Source organism: Streptomyces shenzhenensis (genome assembly GCF_021462265.1).
GTDB lineage: Bacteria > Actinomycetota > Actinomycetes > Streptomycetales > Streptomycetaceae > Streptomyces > Streptomyces shenzhenensis.
The window spans coordinates 161657-181002 of record NZ_JAJONF010000013.1 but is presented as its reverse complement, the minus strand read 5'-3'; the positions used below and the strand labels follow the sequence as shown (position 1 = coordinate 181002).

General features: G+C 71.7%; 8 protein-coding genes. 6 read left to right on the top strand and 2 right to left on the bottom strand.

Annotated features, from left to right (window positions below; genetic code table 11):
• Nucleotides 1-86 precede the first annotated feature (86 nt).
• Nucleotides 87-926 carry a hypothetical protein gene (locus tag LQ326_RS19210; RefSeq protein WP_234538358.1) on the bottom strand — a complete coding sequence of 280 codons (840 nt, stop codon included), beginning with the start codon at nucleotides 924-926 and terminating at the stop codon, nucleotides 87-89.
• Between the two features lie 347 nt (nucleotides 927-1273).
• On the opposite strand from LQ326_RS19210, the gene LQ326_RS19205 reads away from it, so the two are divergent.
• On the top strand, nucleotides 1274-7153 hold the full coding sequence (locus LQ326_RS19205; RefSeq protein WP_234538357.1) for an AAA domain-containing protein: 5880 nt from the start codon (nucleotides 1274-1276) through the stop codon (nucleotides 7151-7153).
• Between the two features lie 57 nt (nucleotides 7154-7210).
• Here the strand turns inward: LQ326_RS19205 and LQ326_RS19200 are convergent, their stop codons facing one another.
• Nucleotides 7211-9382, bottom strand: coding sequence for a UvrD-helicase domain-containing protein (locus tag LQ326_RS19200; RefSeq protein WP_234538356.1), 2172 nt, complete (start codon nucleotides 9380-9382; stop codon nucleotides 7211-7213).
• Nucleotides 9383-9564: 182 nt separating this feature from the next.
• Between LQ326_RS19200 and drmA the strand changes: the two genes are divergently transcribed.
• The 5 genes from drmA to LQ326_RS19175 all read left to right on the top strand — a co-directional run bounded on the left by drmA (nucleotide 9565) and on the right by LQ326_RS19175 (nucleotide 19304).
• Complete coding sequence (gene drmA, locus LQ326_RS19195) at nucleotides 9565-13392, top strand: DISARM system helicase DrmA (protein ID WP_234538355.1); 3828 nt, start codon at nucleotides 9565-9567, stop codon at nucleotides 13390-13392.
• Complete coding sequence (gene drmB / locus LQ326_RS19190) at nucleotides 13389-15284, top strand: DUF1998 domain-containing protein (RefSeq protein ID WP_234538354.1); 1896 nt, start codon at nucleotides 13389-13391, stop codon at nucleotides 15282-15284. Before drmA ends, drmB begins: the two co-directional genes overlap by 4 nt.
• Complete coding sequence (gene drmC, locus LQ326_RS19185) at nucleotides 15281-16045, top strand: DISARM system phospholipase D-like protein DrmC (RefSeq protein WP_234538353.1); 765 nt, start codon at nucleotides 15281-15283, stop codon at nucleotides 16043-16045. Before drmB ends, drmC begins: the two co-directional genes overlap by 4 nt.
• Before the next feature lie 542 nt (nucleotides 16046-16587).
• The gene (locus LQ326_RS19180) at nucleotides 16588-18243 is read left to right on the top strand and encodes a PP2C family protein-serine/threonine phosphatase (protein ID WP_234538351.1); all 1656 of its coding nucleotides are present in this window, start codon (nucleotides 16588-16590) and stop codon (nucleotides 18241-18243) included.
• Entirely contained in the window at nucleotides 18240-19304 is a 1065-nt protein-coding gene (locus LQ326_RS19175) for a cobalamin B12-binding domain-containing protein (RefSeq protein ID WP_234538349.1), read from the top strand. Before LQ326_RS19180 ends, LQ326_RS19175 begins: the two co-directional genes overlap by 4 nt.
• The last annotated feature ends 42 nt before the right edge of the window (nucleotides 19305-19346 follow it).

Here is a 19346-nt window from a genome sequence, read left to right as displayed (position 1 = left end):
GTCCCCCTGCCGAGTGCCACAGGCCCGGCCCATCCATGTCCGGGTGTCTCTCGCGACAGGGGGCTGTCCGCTTAATCTATGCCTTTTCAGGCGCTGTTGTCCGCCGGCGTCAGAGCCGAGCGACTGGAGACGCGGGGCATCGTCTCGTTGGGGGAGCGGCGCAGCAGCTTGATGCTGCGGCCCTCGACCCACGCGTTCCACGCCTTGAGGTAGTAGAGCAGGTGCTCACGTGAGTCGTCGCGGCGCCGGTGTGCGTTGCCCAGTGCCAGGTTGAGCATGGTGTTGCGCAGCGTGAGGCGCGGGTCGCCCGGCTCCAGACGCGCGCCGGTGACGACTCCCTCCTCCCACGCGGACTGGTCGACGTCGGGCCGCGCCTCGGTGGTGATGTACCAGCCGATCGTCGCGGCCGTGACGGTGATGCGGCATCCGCGGTTCAAGGCGATGCCGCGCTGCAGGGCGTCGCGGACACCGGGGTGCTTGCCGAGCACGTCCAGGAGCTGGTCGTTGCTCGTGACCGACGATCCGCCGCTCCAGGAGGAGTTCGGTGCGGTCCGGTACAGGTGCAGTCCTCGCAGGGCTGCCGCCAGATGGGTCGCGTTGGCCTCGCCCGCGAGGGCGAGTGCGTCGCGCCCGGTGCGCTTGCGGCCCGTGTCCATCACGGTGAACGCGGTGCGCGGCACACCGCGCGTGACGGTCAGCCGCACGGCGACTCCCGCCTTGACGATGGCCGCCAGGCGGTGCTGTCCGTCGATCAGGACACCGTCCTCGTCGAAGGCGATCCCCTGGTGAGTCAACTGCCACTCACCACGCTGGATCTGGCCGGCCAGTTGCTGCACCGTGCCCTTGCTGAGCGGTCGGTTGTTGGTGTTGCTGGTCAGCCACTGTGCCGCCAACTGGGGCGAGACGTCGACCACTTGCATGTCCATGGCGCGATTGCCCTCCTCCGGAACGACGTCACGCACAATGGGTGACGCGCTTGAGATCCTGCCGTGTAATTGTGAACTCAGTCAATGACTTTCTCTCTCGTCAAGGTGGCTCTGTCGTGATGCCGGGGCCCGCTGAAGTCGCTGCTTGATCGCACGCCGTTGAGCTTGCGGCACGGTTGGTCCCAGGGGCGTGTGTTGTCAGGGGTTGCTGGTACTCTCGCCGCGTGTGCTCAGTTCACATACAAGGTCGCGCGCCGGGGGGCGCTTGTTGGCGGCTTGAGGCGGCTGGGCGAGATGTCACCGAACGGGTCATGAGCTGGCCCTCTGCACACAGTGGGGTGGGGCGTGTGAGTCAGGACGAGAGCGTGCCGGGTGACGGCCTGCGGCCGGTCGGTTCCGTCTACCAGTACGACGACGGCCTGTACGTACGCGTGGACGACGTCATGCCGTACGAACTGGCCGACGCCGACGACAGCCACGGGTACCGGCCGGGTGACGACTTGGTGCGCTGCACCCTGCACCTGAGCAACGGCACCGGGCGGCCCGTCGCCGTGGACGGCATCAGCCTGCTGGTGCGCGGCGGCCCCTACGGCAAGACGGCCCGTCAGGTGCAGGACCACAGCGGTGATCTGCTCGACGACGAACTGGAAGGCACCCTGCGCACGGGACGCAGGCTCTCCGCCACGTGGGCCTACAGCATCCCGGCCGGAACCGCCGACGACCTGGACATCGAGGTCCGTTTCCGGGATGCACACGACCGGGAGCGTGTCACCTTCACCACGGCCCCGACCGCCGTGTCGGCCACCCTCGGCACCGGCGCCGCGTCCTTGTCCCGCGACAGCGGCACCCAGGCCGAGTCCGGCGGCGGCCTCGGTATCCCCGCCGGCGGATTCGAGCAGCAGCACAGCACCCGTGCCACGCTCCACGCCATCCCCGCGCAGTCGGCCGGCCCGGGGCGACAGGTCACGCCGCCGCCCGCGCCTCAGCTCTCCGGCGACGAGCTCGACTCCGCGCGCGTGCGGCAGATCTTCCGCTTCCTCGCCGAGGCGGAGGAGTCGAAGACGCGCCCCGTTCGCACGCTGGACGGCGCGGCCGGCGCCGTGTGGTTCGATGAACTGCCCGACGACGACGGTGTCGAGGTGATGATCGACGGCATGCTCGGCGCCGACGAGCCGGCCTGGCTGACCGTCACCCGCCCCGAGCGCGAGGACGCGCCGCACCTCAGGACTCTGCTCGTCCCCTGGGTGGACGAGAACCGCATCCGCGACTTCAAGCAGACCCGCGCCCCGCACCTGCGCCGCCGCATCGAACCGGAGTTTCCCGACTGGTCGCAGGGCATCCCGCTCGACAAGACCTACCACGAGCTGGACGAGCACCCCCAACGAGAGAAGATCGAGAAGCTGTACGCCGCCTGGGAACAGGAATGGCTCGCCTGGGCGGAGCGGCGGCGCGCGATCGACCCCGTCGTCAGGCTGTACGACCGGCTGCACAAGATGCACGAGGACGCCGCCAACCTCGGTGAGGCCTACGAGCTCGTCCTCGGCCTCGGCCGCCTGACCTGGCAGACGGCCGCGGGACAGCGGGTGGAACGGCACCTCGTGACCCACCGGGCCATCCTCCGGCTCGATCCGTCCACCGGCACGCTCACCGCCGCCCCCGATCCGACCGGTGCCGGGCTGGAACTCGAAGAGGGCATGCTCGAAGGGGCCCAGCACGTGCCGGGCCCCGTGCGGGAGGAGATCGTCGAGGTGCTGGAAGGCGCCTCGGACGTGACGGACCCCGAACACCTCGACGCCGTGCACACCGCCCTGCGCAGCTGGGTCAACGCCGCGCACAGCGCCGGCAGCTACGCCCCGACCGTGGAGCGGGCCAAGCCGCGCAGCCTCGACGTTCCGCAGGTGGGACTCACCCCCGCACTCGTCCTGCGGGAACGCAGCCGCCGCTCGACCATGGACGCGCTCAAGGCCATCGCCCGGCAGATCGACGCGGGCACCCCGCCCACCGAGCTGCTCAGCTACATCGCGGGCCGCGACGGCGCGCTCACCGCGGCCGACCTCGCGGCGGCGGAGGGCGGGACCGCGACCGACAGCGACGAGATGTACTTCGCCCTGCCCGCCAACGAGGAGCAGCGCACGATCGCCGAACGCCTGCGCGCCAACCGGCTCGTCGTCGTCCAGGGTCCGCCCGGCACCGGCAAGACGCACACCATCGCCAACCTGGTCACGGACCTGCTCGCCCAGGGCAAGCGGGTCCTCATCACCAGCCACACCCCGCGCGCCCTGCGCGTACTGCGGGACAAGCTTCCGGAGTCCATCCGCGACCTCTGCGTGAGCCGTACCGAGGACGGCGCCGCCGCCCAGCGCGAGCTGGAGGCGTCCGTGCACAAGATCCTCAGTGAGTACGCCGGCTACGACGAGAAGGCCTCCCGGAAGGCGGTCAAGGCGCTCCAGTCACGACTCGCCAGGGCCCGGGCCGCTCAGCAGGCCATGCTGCGCGACCTCGCGGTGCTGCGCGAGCAGGAAACCCACCGCTTCGAGACGGAGATCGGCGACTACAGCGGCAGCCTCCAGGAGATCGCCGAGCGCCTCACCGCGGAGACGGGACGATACGACTGGCTCGGCCCCGTCCCGCAGGAGCAGCCCGCCCTGACCGCCGGCGAGGCCCTGCGCCTGCTGCACGCCACCCGCGCCTACACCCCGCACCACCAGGCCCTGGCCGCCGAGGTGCCCGGCCCCTCCGAGCTGCCGAGCCCCGGTGACTTCGAGGAGGCCGTGCGGGTCGTGCGGTCGGCCGAGGACGCGCACGCCGCCGCGCGCCAGGATGCCCTGTGCGCGGAGTACGACGCGGCCGTGCGGAGCCTGAGCGAGGCCGAACAGCAGCGGCTGTCCTCGGCGCTCGACGCCTTCTCCGCCGCCCGTGCCCGTGCCGCGTCCCTCGCCGCTCCGGCCGGCGACTGGGCCGCGGTACTGCTGAAGGAGGTGACCGAGGGCCAGGACTGGCAGGCGCGCAGCCGGCGGGCCGCCGTCTCCGAGGCCCTCGCCGCCGTCGACGCCTCGCTCGCCACGCTGGGCACGGCCATGGTCAGCGGCTTGGACCAGTACGACCCGGCCACGGCGCTCGCCCAGGCCACAGCTCTGCACGACGGGCTCGGTCAGGGCCAGAAGCTGCGCGGACCCCTCGGCATGCGCTCCAAGCTGGCGAAGACGGTCGGCGCGTTCGTCGACGCCGTACGGGTCGACGGACGTACTCCGGAGGACGTCCCGACGGCGGCTGTCGTCCTCGCCCGTGTCCAGCTCGAACTGCGTCTGGCTCAGGTGGAGTCCGAGTGGGGCACTCCGGCCGCCGCCTGGCACGGACACGGGCCGCGCCTCGCACGGCTGCGTCAGGAGGCGGAGGTGCTCGACGCGCTGCTCGCCGTCGCCGCCGCACGTACCGACGTCCTGACCGCCGCGGCCACCTCACCGGGGCTCGCCGTCGCCACCTGGCACAACGCCCCCGTCGAGCACGCCGTGCGCACCCTGCTGCGTGCGGCGACGACGCTGCGCGCGGCCGAAGGGTCCCGCAAGGTCGTCGCGGACACCGAGGAACTGCTGCGCGCCTGGAGCGACCGGCCCGGTGCCGCACCCGCGGTCGTGCGCGCCCTGGACGCCGTACGCGACCGGGACCCCGAAGGTTACCGCTCGTTCAGCGAAGAGATGGCCGAGGTGCGGGAGGCCGCGCGGCTGCGGGCCGAACACGACACGGCCCTCACCTGTGTCCGCGAGGCGTTCCCGGCTCTGGCCGAGCGCGTCACGACCACGCACGAGGACACCGCCTGGGAGACCTGGCTGCCGGCGCTGGCCGAGGCCTGGGCCTGGTCCGCGTGGCGGGAGCGCATGAAGCGGCTGACCGACCCCGAGGCCGAACGCGCCCTGCGCAAGCGGCTGACGGAGGCGGACGACGAGGCCCGCATCATGCTCGCCCGGCTCGCCGCCGCCCGCGCCTGGCACCGCTGCCTCGGCCTGCTCACCGGCGACCAGTCCCGGGCGCTCAGCGCCTACCAGCAGGCCGCCCGGCGCATCAAGGGCAAGTACCAGCACCGCTACCGGCGCGACGCCCAGGCCGCCCTGCGCAAGGCGCAGACGGCGGTACCGGCGTGGATCATGCCGTTGCACCAGGTCGCCGAGACGGTGCCCATGGACCGGCCCGGCATGTTCGACGTCGTGATCGTCGACGAGGCCAGCCAGTCCGGCCTGGAGGCCATGCTGCTGAGCTGGCTCGCCGACCGGATGGTCGTCGTCGGCGACAGCAAGCAGGTCAGCCCGTCCAACGTCGGCCTCAAGCAGGACGAGTACTTCCACCTCAGGGACCGCCTGCTCACCGCGCTGGAACCGGACGTCCGCAGCCTGTTCGGCCCCGACTCCAGCTTCTTCGACCTCACCGAAGCGCTTTCGGCGGGCCGCGGCACCCTCATGCTCAAGGAGCACTTCCGGTGCATGCCGGAGATCATCTCCTTCTCCAACGACCTCTGCTACAACCGCCATCTGCTGCCCCTGCGGCAGTACGGGGCCGACCGGCTGCCCCCGGTCCGCACCGTGCACGTCGAACACGGTGAAGCCCTCGGCGTCAACTCCCGGCTGTGCAACCCCGCCGAGGCCGAGGCACTCGTCGACGCCGTCGTGCGGTGCTGCACCGACCCCGCCTACGACGGGAAGACCATGGGGATCATCAGCCTCCGCGCGGGCAAGGGCCACCTGACCGAACTGGAGAACCTGCTGGCCGACCGCCTCGACTACGAGCAGCGCGAGGCGCGCCGCATCCGGGTCGGCGACGCCGAGGACTTCCAGGGCGACGAGCGGCACGTCATGTTCGTCTCCTGCGTCAACTCACCGTCCACGGGCGCCGGGTCCGTGCCGGGAGGGTTCAACGGCAAGACCTACGAGCAACGGATCAACGTGGCGGCCTCGCGCGCCCAGGACCAGGTGTGGGTGTTCCACAGCGCGCGCGCCGAACAGTTCCACGAGAACGACCTGCGCCGACGGTGGCTCGACCACCTCACCCGGCCCGCGGAGGAGGACACCGCCGCGGTCGAGAGAGAGGTCCTGCCCGACGTCAGGCACGAAGCGTTCGACAGCCTGTTCCAGCAGCAGGTGTACCTGGAACTGACGGCTCGGGGCTACCGGGTCCGCCCGGGATACAAGGTGGGGCGCCACACCCTCGATCTGGTGGTGGAGGGCGGGACGCGCCGGCTCGCGGTCGCCTGCGACGGTGACGCCTTCGCCGAGGGCGAGGACGCCTCCACCGCGGCGGCCAGGCAGCGCGACCTCGAACGCGTCGACTGGACGTTCGTCCGGATCCGGGGCAGCCGATTCCACCTCGACCGCGAGCAGGCGCTGGCGCCCCTGTGGGCCGAGCTGGAACGGCTGGGCATCGAGCCGGTGCGGGAGGAGACGGAGCAGTCGGGCACCGCGGCCGACACCGGGCGCGCCGGCACGGAGCCGGACGACGAAGGCGCGGCGACCGAGCGCGGGAGCGAACCGAGCGAGGACTCGGGCGGCACGGGAACGGCGACGGTGGCCACCGACGTGGAGGCCGTACCGGCGCCCGTGGATCCGCGCGGGTTGCTGCACGGTCCGGCCACGGAGGCGATGTCCGCTGCGGCGATGCCGTCCGGGGTGTCGTCCGGGGTGTCGTCGAAGAACCGCGCCGACACCGGCCCCTCCGGGGGCCCCGCCCGGCCGGCGGAGCCCGGCGTCGCGCCGGCCGGGCCGGGCCCGGCCACGCGGAGCTCACTGCCGGTCCGGCAGATCCCCGCCGCGGCCTTTCAGCGGCTGGTGCGGGAGGCGCAGCAACTGCAGGCGGCTCTCGATGCTCCCGACGACACTCCCGACGGGGCCGACGCGGCGCAACTCGTCTTCCTCAGGAGGACACGGGCCGACCAGCGTGACCGGCGCGCGAAGCGTCTCACCTTCCTGCGGATGTTCCTCGACTCCGTCGGCATCGGGCGGGAGACGACCGCGCCGGACGTGGTGATCCCGGGCGCGCTTCTGGTCCTGGAGTTCGACGGTGACATCGACGAGGAGACCCTGTACACCGTCGCCGAACTGCCCACCGAGGAGGCGGACATCGTCTCCCCGTCGTCCCCCCTCGGCCATGCGCTGATGTGGCAGCCCACCGGACGCGAGATCTCGTACGACGCGTCCCTGGGCAAGAGGCGCACGGTCGTCGTCCGGGAGATAAGAGCCTGAGCTCTCCGACCGTCGGCCCTGTCACCCGTACCGCACAGGTGACAGGGCCGCGGTGTCTCAGTCGGCGACCGGGTCCAGCAGGCGGCTGCGCTGACCGCTCCAGGAGATGGCCAGCGCGTCACGTGCCCGTGTGCAGGCGACGAAGAGCAGGCAGTGCTCGGCCAGCAGATCGGAGCGGTGCTGAACGACGTCCTCGTCGGCGGGCGTCACCTGCGGAGCGAAGGGGAGCACGCTCGACGTCACGCCCACGACGGCCACGCAGCGGAACTCCAGTCCCTTCATCGCGTGCATCGTCGCCACGCGCACACCGGACACCTCCGGCCCCGGGTCGTCCCTGACCGCGACCGCCGGTACCCCCTCCCGGCGCAGACGCGTGACGACCGCGTCAACCAGCGTGTTGAACCGGGCGCACACCGCCACCTCGGAGGGCCTCACGCCGTCCTGGTCCACCCAGACCCGGATCTGCTCCACCAGCGCCCGCAGTTCGTCGTCCTGACTGGCATGGCCCCGGGCCACCGGAACGCGGCCGTGCAGCTCGGAACGGTAGCCGTGCAGCGAGTCGCGGCCGCCTTCTTCGTCGTCGTCCTCACCGAGCCGGCCCACCGGCTGACCGTCCAGGAGCGACGCCGACCAGCGCAGGATCTCCTCGGTGCTGCGGTAGTTGACACGCAGGCGGGACGTGCGCCCCCGCACCTGGACGCCCAGCGAGCGGAGCGAGACCCGCGAGTCGTAGATGCGCTGGTGAGGATCACCGACGAGGAACAGGTCGTCGGCCTGTTCGGCGACGCAGGCGCGCAGCACCCGCCACTGGGCCGGGTGCAGGTCCTGTGCCTCGTCCACCACGACGTGCCGGTAGCGCGGCCCCTTGTCGGCCAGGATCCGGGCGGCCTGGTCACAGAGCATCGTGTACGTCGCCGAGTCGCGCGCGGTCAGGTCCGCCGTGAACCGCTCCATCACCCGCCACAGCCGCGCTCGCTGCACCCGTCCGACCTGCGTGCCGCGCCCCCTGCGCACGCAGCGCAGATACTCCTCGGGCGTCCGCAGGCCTTGAGCCAGGACGACGCTGCGGAACTCCTGGGAGAGGAAGCGCTCCGACCATGGCAGGTCCTCGCGGGCGGCGGCACGGGTCCAGGCGCTTTTCTCGGCCGCCGCCGACAAGGGCTTCGGTGAGCTGCCCCTCGCCTCCCGTATGACCCGGGCGGCCAGCGAGTCCACCGTCGTGACGTCGACCCGGTCGAGCAAGTGGGCGTCGGCGTCGCCGAGCAGCAGTGCGAGGCTGTCCCGCAGGGCGGCCGCCATGGCGTTGGTGAAGGTGGTGAGCAGGATCCGGTCACTCTCGTGCCCGGAGCGCAGCAGATGCCGGACCCGGTGCAGCGCGACGACGGTCTTGCCGGTGCCCGGGCCGCCCGTCACCTGAGCCGGTCCGTTGAATCCGGGATGATAGGCGTACCGGCGCTGGGTGGGATGCAGGAAGACACGCCAACGGGTGAAGTCCTCGGTGAGGATGCGCTCCAGCTCACCGGGGCCGGTGACTTCCACGATGCGGTCGGGCGTGTTGAGGATCGCCTCGCTGAGCGTGACGGCCGGCCGGTCCTCGGCCGTGCGAACCGTCTGCCCGCGCGGAGCGATCAACTGCTCCCAGACGTCCTCGGGCGAGTATTCGGCCGCCAGGTACTCCAGCACCTCGTACTGGTCGGCGGGCATCATGGGCGGCGCCATGACCGTGAGGTCGTCCACCGTGACGCACACCCGCGCCAGCCGCAGCACCTGATCGTCGATGCCCAGATCGCGCAGCACGGTGTCGGAGTACTGAGCGAACAGACGTGCCGGTGTCTCGACCGCCTTCGTCTCGAAGTAGGTCTCCATCTGTTCGAGCGCCTCGACATTGCGGACCTCCAGTCCGCCGGTGGCCCCGTTGACCGAGTAGGCGCGCTTGCAGGCCCAGTTGATCGCCTCGTCGTGCGGTGCGACCCGCAGCAGTGTGTACAATCCGCTCCCGTCGTCCGGGGCGAGGAGGACCCCCCGGTAGAACCGGGTGATCCGGATCGTGCGGATCCGGGGGTCGCGCGCTCCTTCGAGCTTCTCCAGATGCATGCCCTTGCTGGAGTGCAGCTGAGGCACGGTCAGGCCCCGGAACATCTGGATCGCGTCGTTGACGTCCTTCTGAACCGGTCTCTGCAACGAGATCAGGTCCGCGACGAAGTCGTCGGAGAGGGCGAGACGGGGCATGGGCGTCCTCGGGTCACGGGCGGGCGGTGGGCGAGCACCAGACTAGAGACTGATCGGGATGCCGGGCGACGGAGCCTTCGGGAATCATTGTGTGAACTCAGTCAACAATCTATATTTCTGATGCCGTCACACCATCGCCACCCGCCCGAATCGCAACGGACCTGTCCGAAAGGACCCACCGCATGCCGGCCCAGCCTGCCCAGGCCGCTGTCCCGCACCCGCTCGACGAAGTTCCCCAGACATTCCGGGCCGGGGACTCCTACGAGGTCCGGGACGCACTTGTGACCTACATCCGCCGGGACCTGCTCGGTCCGTGGGACGGCGAGACGGAGACCCTGCCGAGCGCCTCCTCCGGGCCGCGCGACCGTTACCTGGTCGGCATGCTCGGTCCCCGCCCCCAGGCCGTCACCACGGAAGGGATCGCCCGGGCGGCGGCACAGAGCGCGGACGGCGAGTCGGGCGACGAGCAGGAAGGTGACGACAGTGCTCTGCAGGACCGGCTGAGCCCGCAGGCCGCCGGGCACATCTGGGCGTCGTCCATGGGGCTGTCCTTCACCGTCCCGGCATCCGTCGGCACGCTCAGTGCCGTGGTCCGCTGGGGGCGGTACACGCAGTCGGAGGAAGCCACCGAGCGGGGGACGACCCGCAGGGTCTGGTCGCGTCGGCCCGTCGAGCACCTGGTGGACATCGACGTGACCGGCGGGAGCGACCGGGCCGTCGAACTCGACGGCGAAGCCGTCGTCCTCGACGTGCAGGTACGCCGGCACACGGGTCGCGCGGACGCCGAGGACCTGCGGATAGTCGAGCTGGCCCTGGTGAACCGGCAGCCGGACAGCCGGGACGCACGCGACGCCCACTGGCTCTTCCAGGCCGAGATCGACGTCACCGCCTTTCCCGACGACCAGGCCGCCGTCTTCCTGCCGGTCGACGATCCCCTCGACACGGCCGGCGGCAAAGTGCCCGAGGACTCCGAGGAACGGCGGCTGCGTCTCCTCTACCGGGACAGCCTGAGCCACGCCAAGGGCCGCAACGTGGCCGTGCACGCGCACGTCCGCGCCGGCGAACGCAATGCCCACCGGCTGACGACCGTCTGGCTTCCCGAGTACGACGTGAGGGCGACGACCGCTCCGGCACTCGAGGACCAGGACCTGCTCCGCGGGCTGGAGTTGGGCATGGACGAACTGGCCGCGCTCGCCGTGCCCGACCGCCGGGCCGATCTCGGCGCGGCCCTGGCACCGCTGGCCGACGGGTACGGCGCCTGGCTGGAGCAGCAGCGCCGGGCAGCCCGCTCACTCCCCGGCGACCTGCGCGAATCGGCCGAGGTCGCGATCGAGCAGGCACTCGAGGTCTGTGACCGCATCACCCTCGGCATCGACCGGCTCCTGGCCGACGAAACGGCCCTGGCGGCCTTCCGGTTCGCCAACCGGGCCATGGCCCTGCAGCGGCGCAACACCGCCGTCGCGGCCGCCCGCGCCGGCCGTGAGAACGACCCCCTTTCCTATCGGGAGGCCCAGGAGGAGGTGCATGCCAAGGGCAAAACGGCAGCCAGTTGGCGCCCGTTCCAGCTCGCCTTCGTACTGTTGAACATCGCCTCCCTCACCCAGCCCGGACACCCGCACCGCGGCACCGGCCGGGCAGCCCTCGTCGATCTGCTCTTCTTCCCGACCGGTGGCGGCAAGACCGAGGCGTATCTGGGCCTGGCCGCCTACACCTTCGCGCTGAGACGCCTGCAGGGAACGATCGGCTCGGGAGCCGAGGCCCGCAGCGGCGAGGCCGGGGTGGGCGTGCTCATGCGCTACACCCTGCGACTGCTGACCGCCCAACAGTTCCAGCGCGCCGCCGCCCTGGTGAGCGCCTGCGAGGTGCTGCGCCGCGAGGAGTTCGCACGGGACCGGCGCTGGGGCTCCACTCCCTTCCGCATCGGACTCTGGGTGGGCACCTCCGTCTCGCCGAACTGGTTCGACGAGGCGAAGGAACAGATCGCCGAGGCCAAGGAGAGCGCCAGCGACAAGTACGCCCGCGTCCTGCAGGTCCTCACCTGCCCCTGGTGCGGCAGCGGACTGACGGCCCGCTCGAACATGGAGTACGACGAAGGCCGCCGCCGCATCCTGCTGTACTGCCCGCGCGGGGAGGGGCAGGACAGCTGCCCCTTCTCCCGTCGCGAATCGCTCGGGGAGGGGATCCCGGTCCTCACCGTCGACGAGGAGATCTACCGGCTGGCGCCCTCGCTGCTGATCGCCACGGTCGACAAGTTCGCCCAGCTCCCCTGGAACGGCTACGCGGGCCTGCTGTTCGGCAGGGTCACCGAGCTCTGCCCCCGCCACGGGTACCGGCACGACGACCTGGACGCCAAGACGGGCTGCGGTGGCCGGCACAACGCCCGGGGCGCCCTGCCCGGCGTCACCGCCCAACCCGTCACCCGTCTGCGGCCGCCGGACCTGATCATCCAGGACGAGCTGCACCTGATATCCGGGGCACTCGGCACCACCGTGGGCCTCTTCGAAGGCGCCGTCGACCAGTTGTGCACGTGGAGCTTCACCGACGCCCACGGCCGGCGCCAAGAGACCGGCCCCAAGATCGTCGCCTCCACCGCGACCACCAAGCGGGCCGCCGACCAGGTGCGCGGTGTCTTCGGCCGCGAGGTCGCCGTCTTCCCGCCCCAGGTGCTGGACGTCGGCGACACCTTCTTCTCGCGGCAGGTGGAACTGAGCCGGGAGAACCCGGGCCGTCGCTACCTCGGCGTGTGCGCGCACGGAACACGACTGAAAGCCGCCGAGATCCGCGTCGCGGAGATCCTGCTGCTCGCGGGACAGCAGCTGTTCGACGACTACGGCAGCCCCGCGGACCCGTACATGACCCTCGTCGGCTACTTCAACGCGACCCGCGAACTCGCCGGCATGCGAAGGTACATGGACGACGACATCACCACCCGGGTGCGTGCCAACGGCAGCCGCAAGGGCCAGGACACGCTCTCGGACCGCATCGTGAGCAGAACGGGGATGCTCAGCATCCAGGAGCTGACCTCCCGTATCTCCTCGGCGGACATCGGAGCCGCCCTGAAACGGCTGGAGATCGAGTTCGACCCCGAGCGTGACACGTCCGTGCGGCGGCGCGCCTTCATCCGCGAGTACGCGACCGCCATGAAAGAGAAGCGCGAACCCCGCGCCTCCATGACACCGGCCGTCCGACAGGCCGTCGACGTGGTCCTCGCCACCTCCATGCTGCAGGTCGGTGTCGACGTCTCCCGCTTCGGCCTGATGCTGGTCGTCGGCCAGCCCAAGAACACCGCCGAGTACATCCAGGCGTCCTCTCGGGTCGGCCGTGACGCCAGGCGCCCAGGTCTGGTGGTGACCCTCTACAACTGGTCGCGGCCCCGCGACCTCGCGCACTACGAGGACTTCGAGCACTACCACGCGACGTTCTACCGCCAGGTGGAGGCACTGTCCGTCACCCCGTACACCCGCCGCGCACTCGACCGGGGCGTCGCCGCCACCTACGTCGCCGCGCTGCGGCACGCGACCTACGACACCTCCCGCAACCTCGACGCCCACCACGTCGACCTCGACGGGCCGCTCGCGCAGGACGTCGAACGGCGGCTTCTGGAACGCGCCGAACGGGTGGGCGGCGACCAGCCCCGCCAGTACCTGAGCGAACGGCTGGACCGGCTGAAGGACGAATGGCGCCGCAAGCGCGACGAGAGCACCTCAGCGCTCGGCTACCGCAAGGAGAAGCACAAGACGACCGTCGTGAACGGACTGCTCAGGCGCGCCGACGGATCACGGTGGACCGAACTGACCGTCGGCATGTCGATGCGTGAGACGGAGAACGAGATCAACCTGCTCCTGCCCGGCGGCGGAGCATTCCTGGAAGAACCCTCGGGCGGCGGACCCGACTGGACGTTCGGCACGCCCGCGACCGAGTCCGACGCCGACCCCGACACGGCGACCACCGTGGACAGTGACGAGTACGGGCCCCTCACGGCCGACACGGCCAGGAAGGCACAGCGATGAGCACCCACGCCGGCAACCGCAGGGTCGGTGCCGTACGGCCCAGCCACCTCATGTTCACCGCCGGTGTCGGCGCCCTCGTCGACCTGCCGAACTTCTCGGTCCTCATCCGCGGTATCGATTCCTGGAGTTACTCCGGGATCACCGACTACGACATCGACGAGCCCCGCCTCCGTGCCGCGGTCAACCGGTCCCTCCAGCGCTACGGCCGCGGACAGGTCGAGCAGTTGCGGGCCGCTCCCTGGCTGGAGGGCGCCGACACGGACCCGAAGGGCTGGGCGGCCCAGGGAATCGGCGTGCCCGTCACGCCCTTCCCGCAGTGGCTGCGCTGCACCGCGTGCAACGTGCTGGCGGCCGTCGACTCCGGAGAGTTCGCGTTCATCAACCCCAATCCGCGGACACCGCACGAGGCGAAGTTCGTCCACGACTGCAAGCGGGGCAAGCCACTCGCCGTGGCCGCCCGCTTCACCCTGGTCTGCACCGCAGGGCATCTCGACGAGTTCCCGTACACCGCGTACGTCCACCACGGTCAGACCTGCGGCAAGACTCCACGTCCGAAGCTGCGCATGAAGGACCACGGCGGCAACCAGGCCGCCAACGTCACCATCGAGTGCGTCGCCTGCGGCGTCAAGCGCAACATCCGGGAAGCCATGGGGGAACGGGGCCGCCGCAACCTGCCTTCATGCCGCGGGCGGCACCCGCACCTGGGCACCTTCGAGTCGAACGGCTGCGCGCAGGAGTCCGTCCTGATGGTTGCGGGCGCCTCCAACCAGTGGTTTCCACTCACCCTCAGCGCGCTGGCCCTGCCCAAGGCGCAGGGCGGCGACATCGACAAGCTCCTCGACGACCACTGGCCCGACCTCGAACTCATCGAGGACCGTATGCAGTTCGACTTCATGGCGCGCATGCCGAAGTTCGCCTTCCTGAAGGAGTTCGACGCTGACACCGTGGTCGCGGCCATCGCGGCGCGCAAACAGGGGACGGCCGGACCGGCTCCCTCCGCGCCCGACGTCCAGGCCGACCTCTTCGGACCGGAATGGGACGCGCTCTCCGGACCCGTCCCTGCTCCCAGCGACGACTTCGCGCTGCGCCAGGTCCCGGTGCCGACCCATCTGAGCGAGTTGTTCGCCGACATCAGGCAGGTCGAGCGGCTGCGCGAGGCACGGGCACTGATCGGGTTCACCCGGCTCGACGCGCCCGACCCGGAATCCCCGGAGATCGCCAAGCGCGTCGATCTGTCCCGCGGAGCCCGGAACTGGGTGCCGGCGAGCGAGGTGCGCGGCGAGGGCGTCTTCCTGCGGGTACGGGACGGTCTGATGGCCGAGTGGGCCGCCCGAACGGAGAAGTCCGCGCAGATGGAGGCGCATAGGGAGGCGTACGCACGCTTCCGGGCCAACCGCAGGTCGGACCGCAAGACGAGTGACTTCGACCCCTACCACGGCTGGCCCGGAGCACGGTACATCGCCCTGCACACCTTGTCCCACCTGCTGATCCGCACCATCGCCCTGGAATGCGGGTACAACTCCGCCTCGCTCGCCGAGCGAATATACGCGGGAGACGAACAGCACCCGAGGACGGGCATCCTCATCTACACCGCGGTTCCGGACTCCGAGGGCACCTTGGGCGGTCTGGTCTCCCTCGCCGAGGAACGCGAGTTCGACCGGATCGTACGCCGGGCCCTGACCGACGCCGGTCACTGCTCGGCCGATCCGCTCTGCGCCGAGCGCCTGCCGCACGACCCGGCCGACTTCCTCCACGGAGCCGCGTGCCACGTCTGTCTGTTCGTGTCGGAAACGACGTGCGAACGCGGCAACCGGTTCCTGGACCGTCGGTTCCTCGTCCCGCTGGCCGGGGACAAGGAACCGGTGCTGACACCGGTCGGTCTCCTGCCGTGAGCCGACCCGGGTTCGAGGCCGCTGCCGAGGCCGCCGTGGCCGTCCTCGGGCTCTCCCGCAGCAAGGACCTGGTCGGTCTGCTCGCTCGGGCACGCTCCAGGGAACGGATCCTGACCGCACTGGCCACACCGGCGGTCGGCGAGGCCGTGGCACGACTGTGCGACGCGATCGAGTCGGAGTCGGTGCCGCCGGCCGAGGCGGCCGCCTATCTGCGCGGCTACGTCGCCGCTCGGAAGAAGGCCCGGGACGCGGTCCAGGTCCGCACGGTGTGGAGCGGTCCCTCCACACCTGCCGTACCCGTCCGCGCCACCGCCCAGGTGCTCATCGAGGTCATCAATGAGGCCCAGCACGAACTGCTGGCCATGACGTACGCGGCTCGTGCCTACCCCGCCCTGACACGTGCCCTGACAGAGGCGGTGGACAGAGGCGTGCAGACGCACGTCGTGGTCGAGACCCTGGCCGGCGCCGGCGGGCTCCTTTCGGGGAAGGAGCCCGCCGACGCCTTCACGTCGGTTCCCGGAGTGAAGTTGTGGACCTGGGCCCGGGACCCGGCCCGGCAGGTCGGCTCCCGCCAGCACGCCAAGCTCGCCGTCGTCGATCGCCACACGCTCTTCCTCGGCAGCGCCAACCTGACTGAGTCAGCCGCCAGGCGCAACATCGAAGCCGGTGTGCTGATCACCGGCGGAGAAGCGCCCCGACGTGCAGCCGAACACATTGTGGAGTTGCAACGCCTGGGCGTACTGAAGCCTCTTCAGCACTGAACGGCCGACAACGACGAGGGGGTTCCTCTTCTGCCGGCGGTACATCTGCGAATGTTCCTGAGCTGGTCGTAGAGGCGGGCCGGTGCAGGGCGCGGCTCGGACCGGCGTTTGCGGGTGCGACCAGGCATCCCGTCCCGCGAAGGTGACGGAAGCCCCGTCGTCCACCGCCGAGGCGGCCCCAGCGTGGGCGGGGTGCTCTGGTTCACCAGGATGTACCGCCGCGGTGCCTGCGCGGCGTGCGGGACGAAGCCGACCTGGTGATCCGCGCGAGCCCGAGTGCGGCTGTGCCCGCCGGAGGCGTCCGGTCCGGCCTGCGTCCCCGCCTGCGTACCACGCCGCCGCGGCCCCGGTTCGCGGTCGGCCACGGGTGTCCTGCCATCGGGACCCGGCGAGTCCAGGCTGTAAGGTGGAAAAAGTATTAAAGGGATTTATTGGGTGCCAGAGTGTGAAGCGGCGGTGCACATGTCTCCTGCACCGGCTGGCGAGGCAGTCGGCGGTGTTCCGCCTTGTGCCCGGGCCGGCCCTTGCGAGGTACGGGACCGGTGACGGGCACGAGGGCCCGGAACCCGGCCTCGCACGGCAGCGGGCAAGCGCCGGGCCGTCCCGGGCGGAAGCTGTTGGACACCCTGCTCGACCTCGTCGACCAGGCGGTCGTGGTCTGCGACGCCTCCGGCGTGGTCCGCTGGTGCAACGGCCGGACCGCCGTCTACTTTCCGGGGCTGCGGCCGGGGACGACCCCGGACCCCGCGACCGCCGGCCCCCTGGGACAGGCGGTCGTCGCCTCCGCGGTGCGCTTCGACGCCGAATTCCTCGGCCGGCGGCTGAGCGGCCACCGGAGCACGGTGCAGGACTGCTCGGTGTGGCTCGTCAGTGACGAGACCGGGGTCCGCCGATGCGCGGCCGAGCTACGAGCCGAGCGGTTCCGGGCGGCGTTCCTGAGCGAGGCGGGCCGACGGCTGGGGGCCTCGCTGCACCACGGCCGCACCGCCCGGAGCGTGGTGGAACTCGCCGTACCGGCCCTGGCGGACGCCGCGCTGCTCGTACTGCCGCCGCGCGGGGGCCACGCGGACTGGCACCGTTGCGCCGCGCCGGGCGCGGCGGTGGAGTCCGGCGTGTTGCCGGTGTCCTCCCTCGATCGGGTGCCGCAACTGGGGAGGGCCCTGACGGGTCTGTCGCCGCGGCCCGCCCCCTGCCGGCCGGACGGGCTCGGCGCGCTCGGCGGGGCGGCGCCCCCGGACCCGGGCAAGGGAGGGGAGTCGCTGGTGACGGCACTGCCGGGTAGCGGGGCCCCGGCGGGGGCTCTGGTTCTCGTCCGTTCGGCCCGGGCCGGGGGCCGGCCCGCAGCGGACGCCGCCCTGGTGCGTGACTTCGCCTTCCGGGCCGGTACGGCGCTGTCGACCGCCGCCCTCTACGCCGAGCAGGCCCATACCGCGGCCGTCCTCCAGTCGGGCCTCGATCCGGCGCCGCTGCCCGAGGTGCCGGGGGTGCGGCTGGGCGCCGCCTACCGTCCCGCCCCGGATGCACTGGGCTTCGGCGGCGACTTCTACCAGGTGGAACCTGCGCGGGACGGCGGCGGGGGCGTGAAGTTCACCCTGGGGGACGTCTGTGGCAAGGGCGTCGAGGCGGCCGTTCTCTCCGGTCACGTCCGTCAGAGCCTGCGGACCCTGACCCTCGTCGAGTCCCGGCCACTGCGGGTACTCGACGTACTCAACCAGTCGCTGCTGGAGGCGGACTCGGGCCGGTTCGCCAGCCTGGTCATGGGCACGGCCCGCCCGGGCGCCCAGGGCACCCTGGACGTCGTACTCGCCGGTGGCGGACATCTGCCGCCGCTGGTGCTGCGCCGCGGTGGCACCGTGGAGGCTGTGGACGTGGGCGGGATGCTGGTCGCGGCCCTGCCCGACGCGGAATTCGGCCAGGCCGGAGTCAGCCTGGCGCCCGACGAGCTGATCCTGCTGTACAGCGACGGGGTCACCGAGGCACGGGGCGGCCCCACCGGTGCCGAGGAGTACGGGGCGGAGCGGCTCGCGCACGACCTGGCGGGCTGCGCGGGGATGCCGGCCGGTGCGATCGCCGAGCGGATCGCCCTGCGCGTCGCCGAGTGGCTGGCCGGACGTGCCCACGACGACATCGCGGTGCTGGCGATCCAGTCGTCGTCCCCCTCGCCCGGTTCGTCCGGCGCCGCCGGAGCCCCGCGGTGACCGGCGCGTCCGCCGTCACGCCGGGGGTCCGTGCCGCCTTCGACGACCACCTCGCCCACGCCGACGAGACCGGGGCCACCGCCCTCGCCCTGGACCTGCTGAGGGCCGGGGTCACGCCGGAGGACATTCTGCTCCGCCTGATCGCCCCGGCACAGGCCGCTGTCGGCGCTCGATGGGTGTCCACGGAGTGGAGCGTGGCGCAGGAGCACGCCGCCACCCATGTGAGCGAGCGCGTGGTGAGCGGCGTGGCCGCCGCGGCCGCCGAGCTGCGGCCCCGGGACCGGGCACCGGCCCGCCGGGTCCTGTTCGCGTGCACCGAGGGGGAGTGCCACACCCTGCCCGCACGGATCGCCGCCGAGGTGCTGCGGCTGCGCGGCTTCGACGTGACGTTCCTGGGCGCCAACGTCCTCGCCCCGCGCCTGGTGTCCCACATGCACCGGCAGGGGCCCGACCTGGTGGGCCTGTCGTGCATGATCCCGGTGCGCCTGCCTGCCGCACACCACCTCGTCGAGTGCTGCCGGCGCGCCGGGACGCCGGTGCTCGCGGGCGGCTCGGGCTTCGGACCGGGAGGCGTCTGGGCCCGCACGCTCGGAGCCGACCTGTACGCGCCCGATCCGGCCGTCGCAGCCGACACGCTCGCCGGGCGGTGGCCGCAGACCCCACGGGAAGCGGCGCCCCTGGAACACCTCGCCGACGACGAGTACTCCCGGATCGTCCGGCAGCGGCCCGAGTTGCTGCGGCGACTGCTCGCCCGCCTGCTGGAGCGGTACCCACGGCTGCGAGACCCGCGTGCGGAGCACGCCGAGGCCGTTCTGGAGGACCTCGGCCGTCTCCCGGACGTCGTGGCCGCGGCGAACTACGTCGACGATCCGCAGGTCCTCACCGGCTATCTCTCCTTCGGCGTGGAGTTCCTCCACGCCCGCGGCGTGCCCACCGCCGCTCTGAGCGACGCCCTGGCGACGCTGTCCGAGCCGCTTCGCGGCCTTCCGCGGGCGGCCGCGCACCTGGACGCCGGGCGGCGCTGGCTCACGGCCGCGGACCTCCCCGCCCCGCCGGCCTGACGGCGAGGCCCGGCTGACGCCCGGCGTCGCGTGACTGTGATC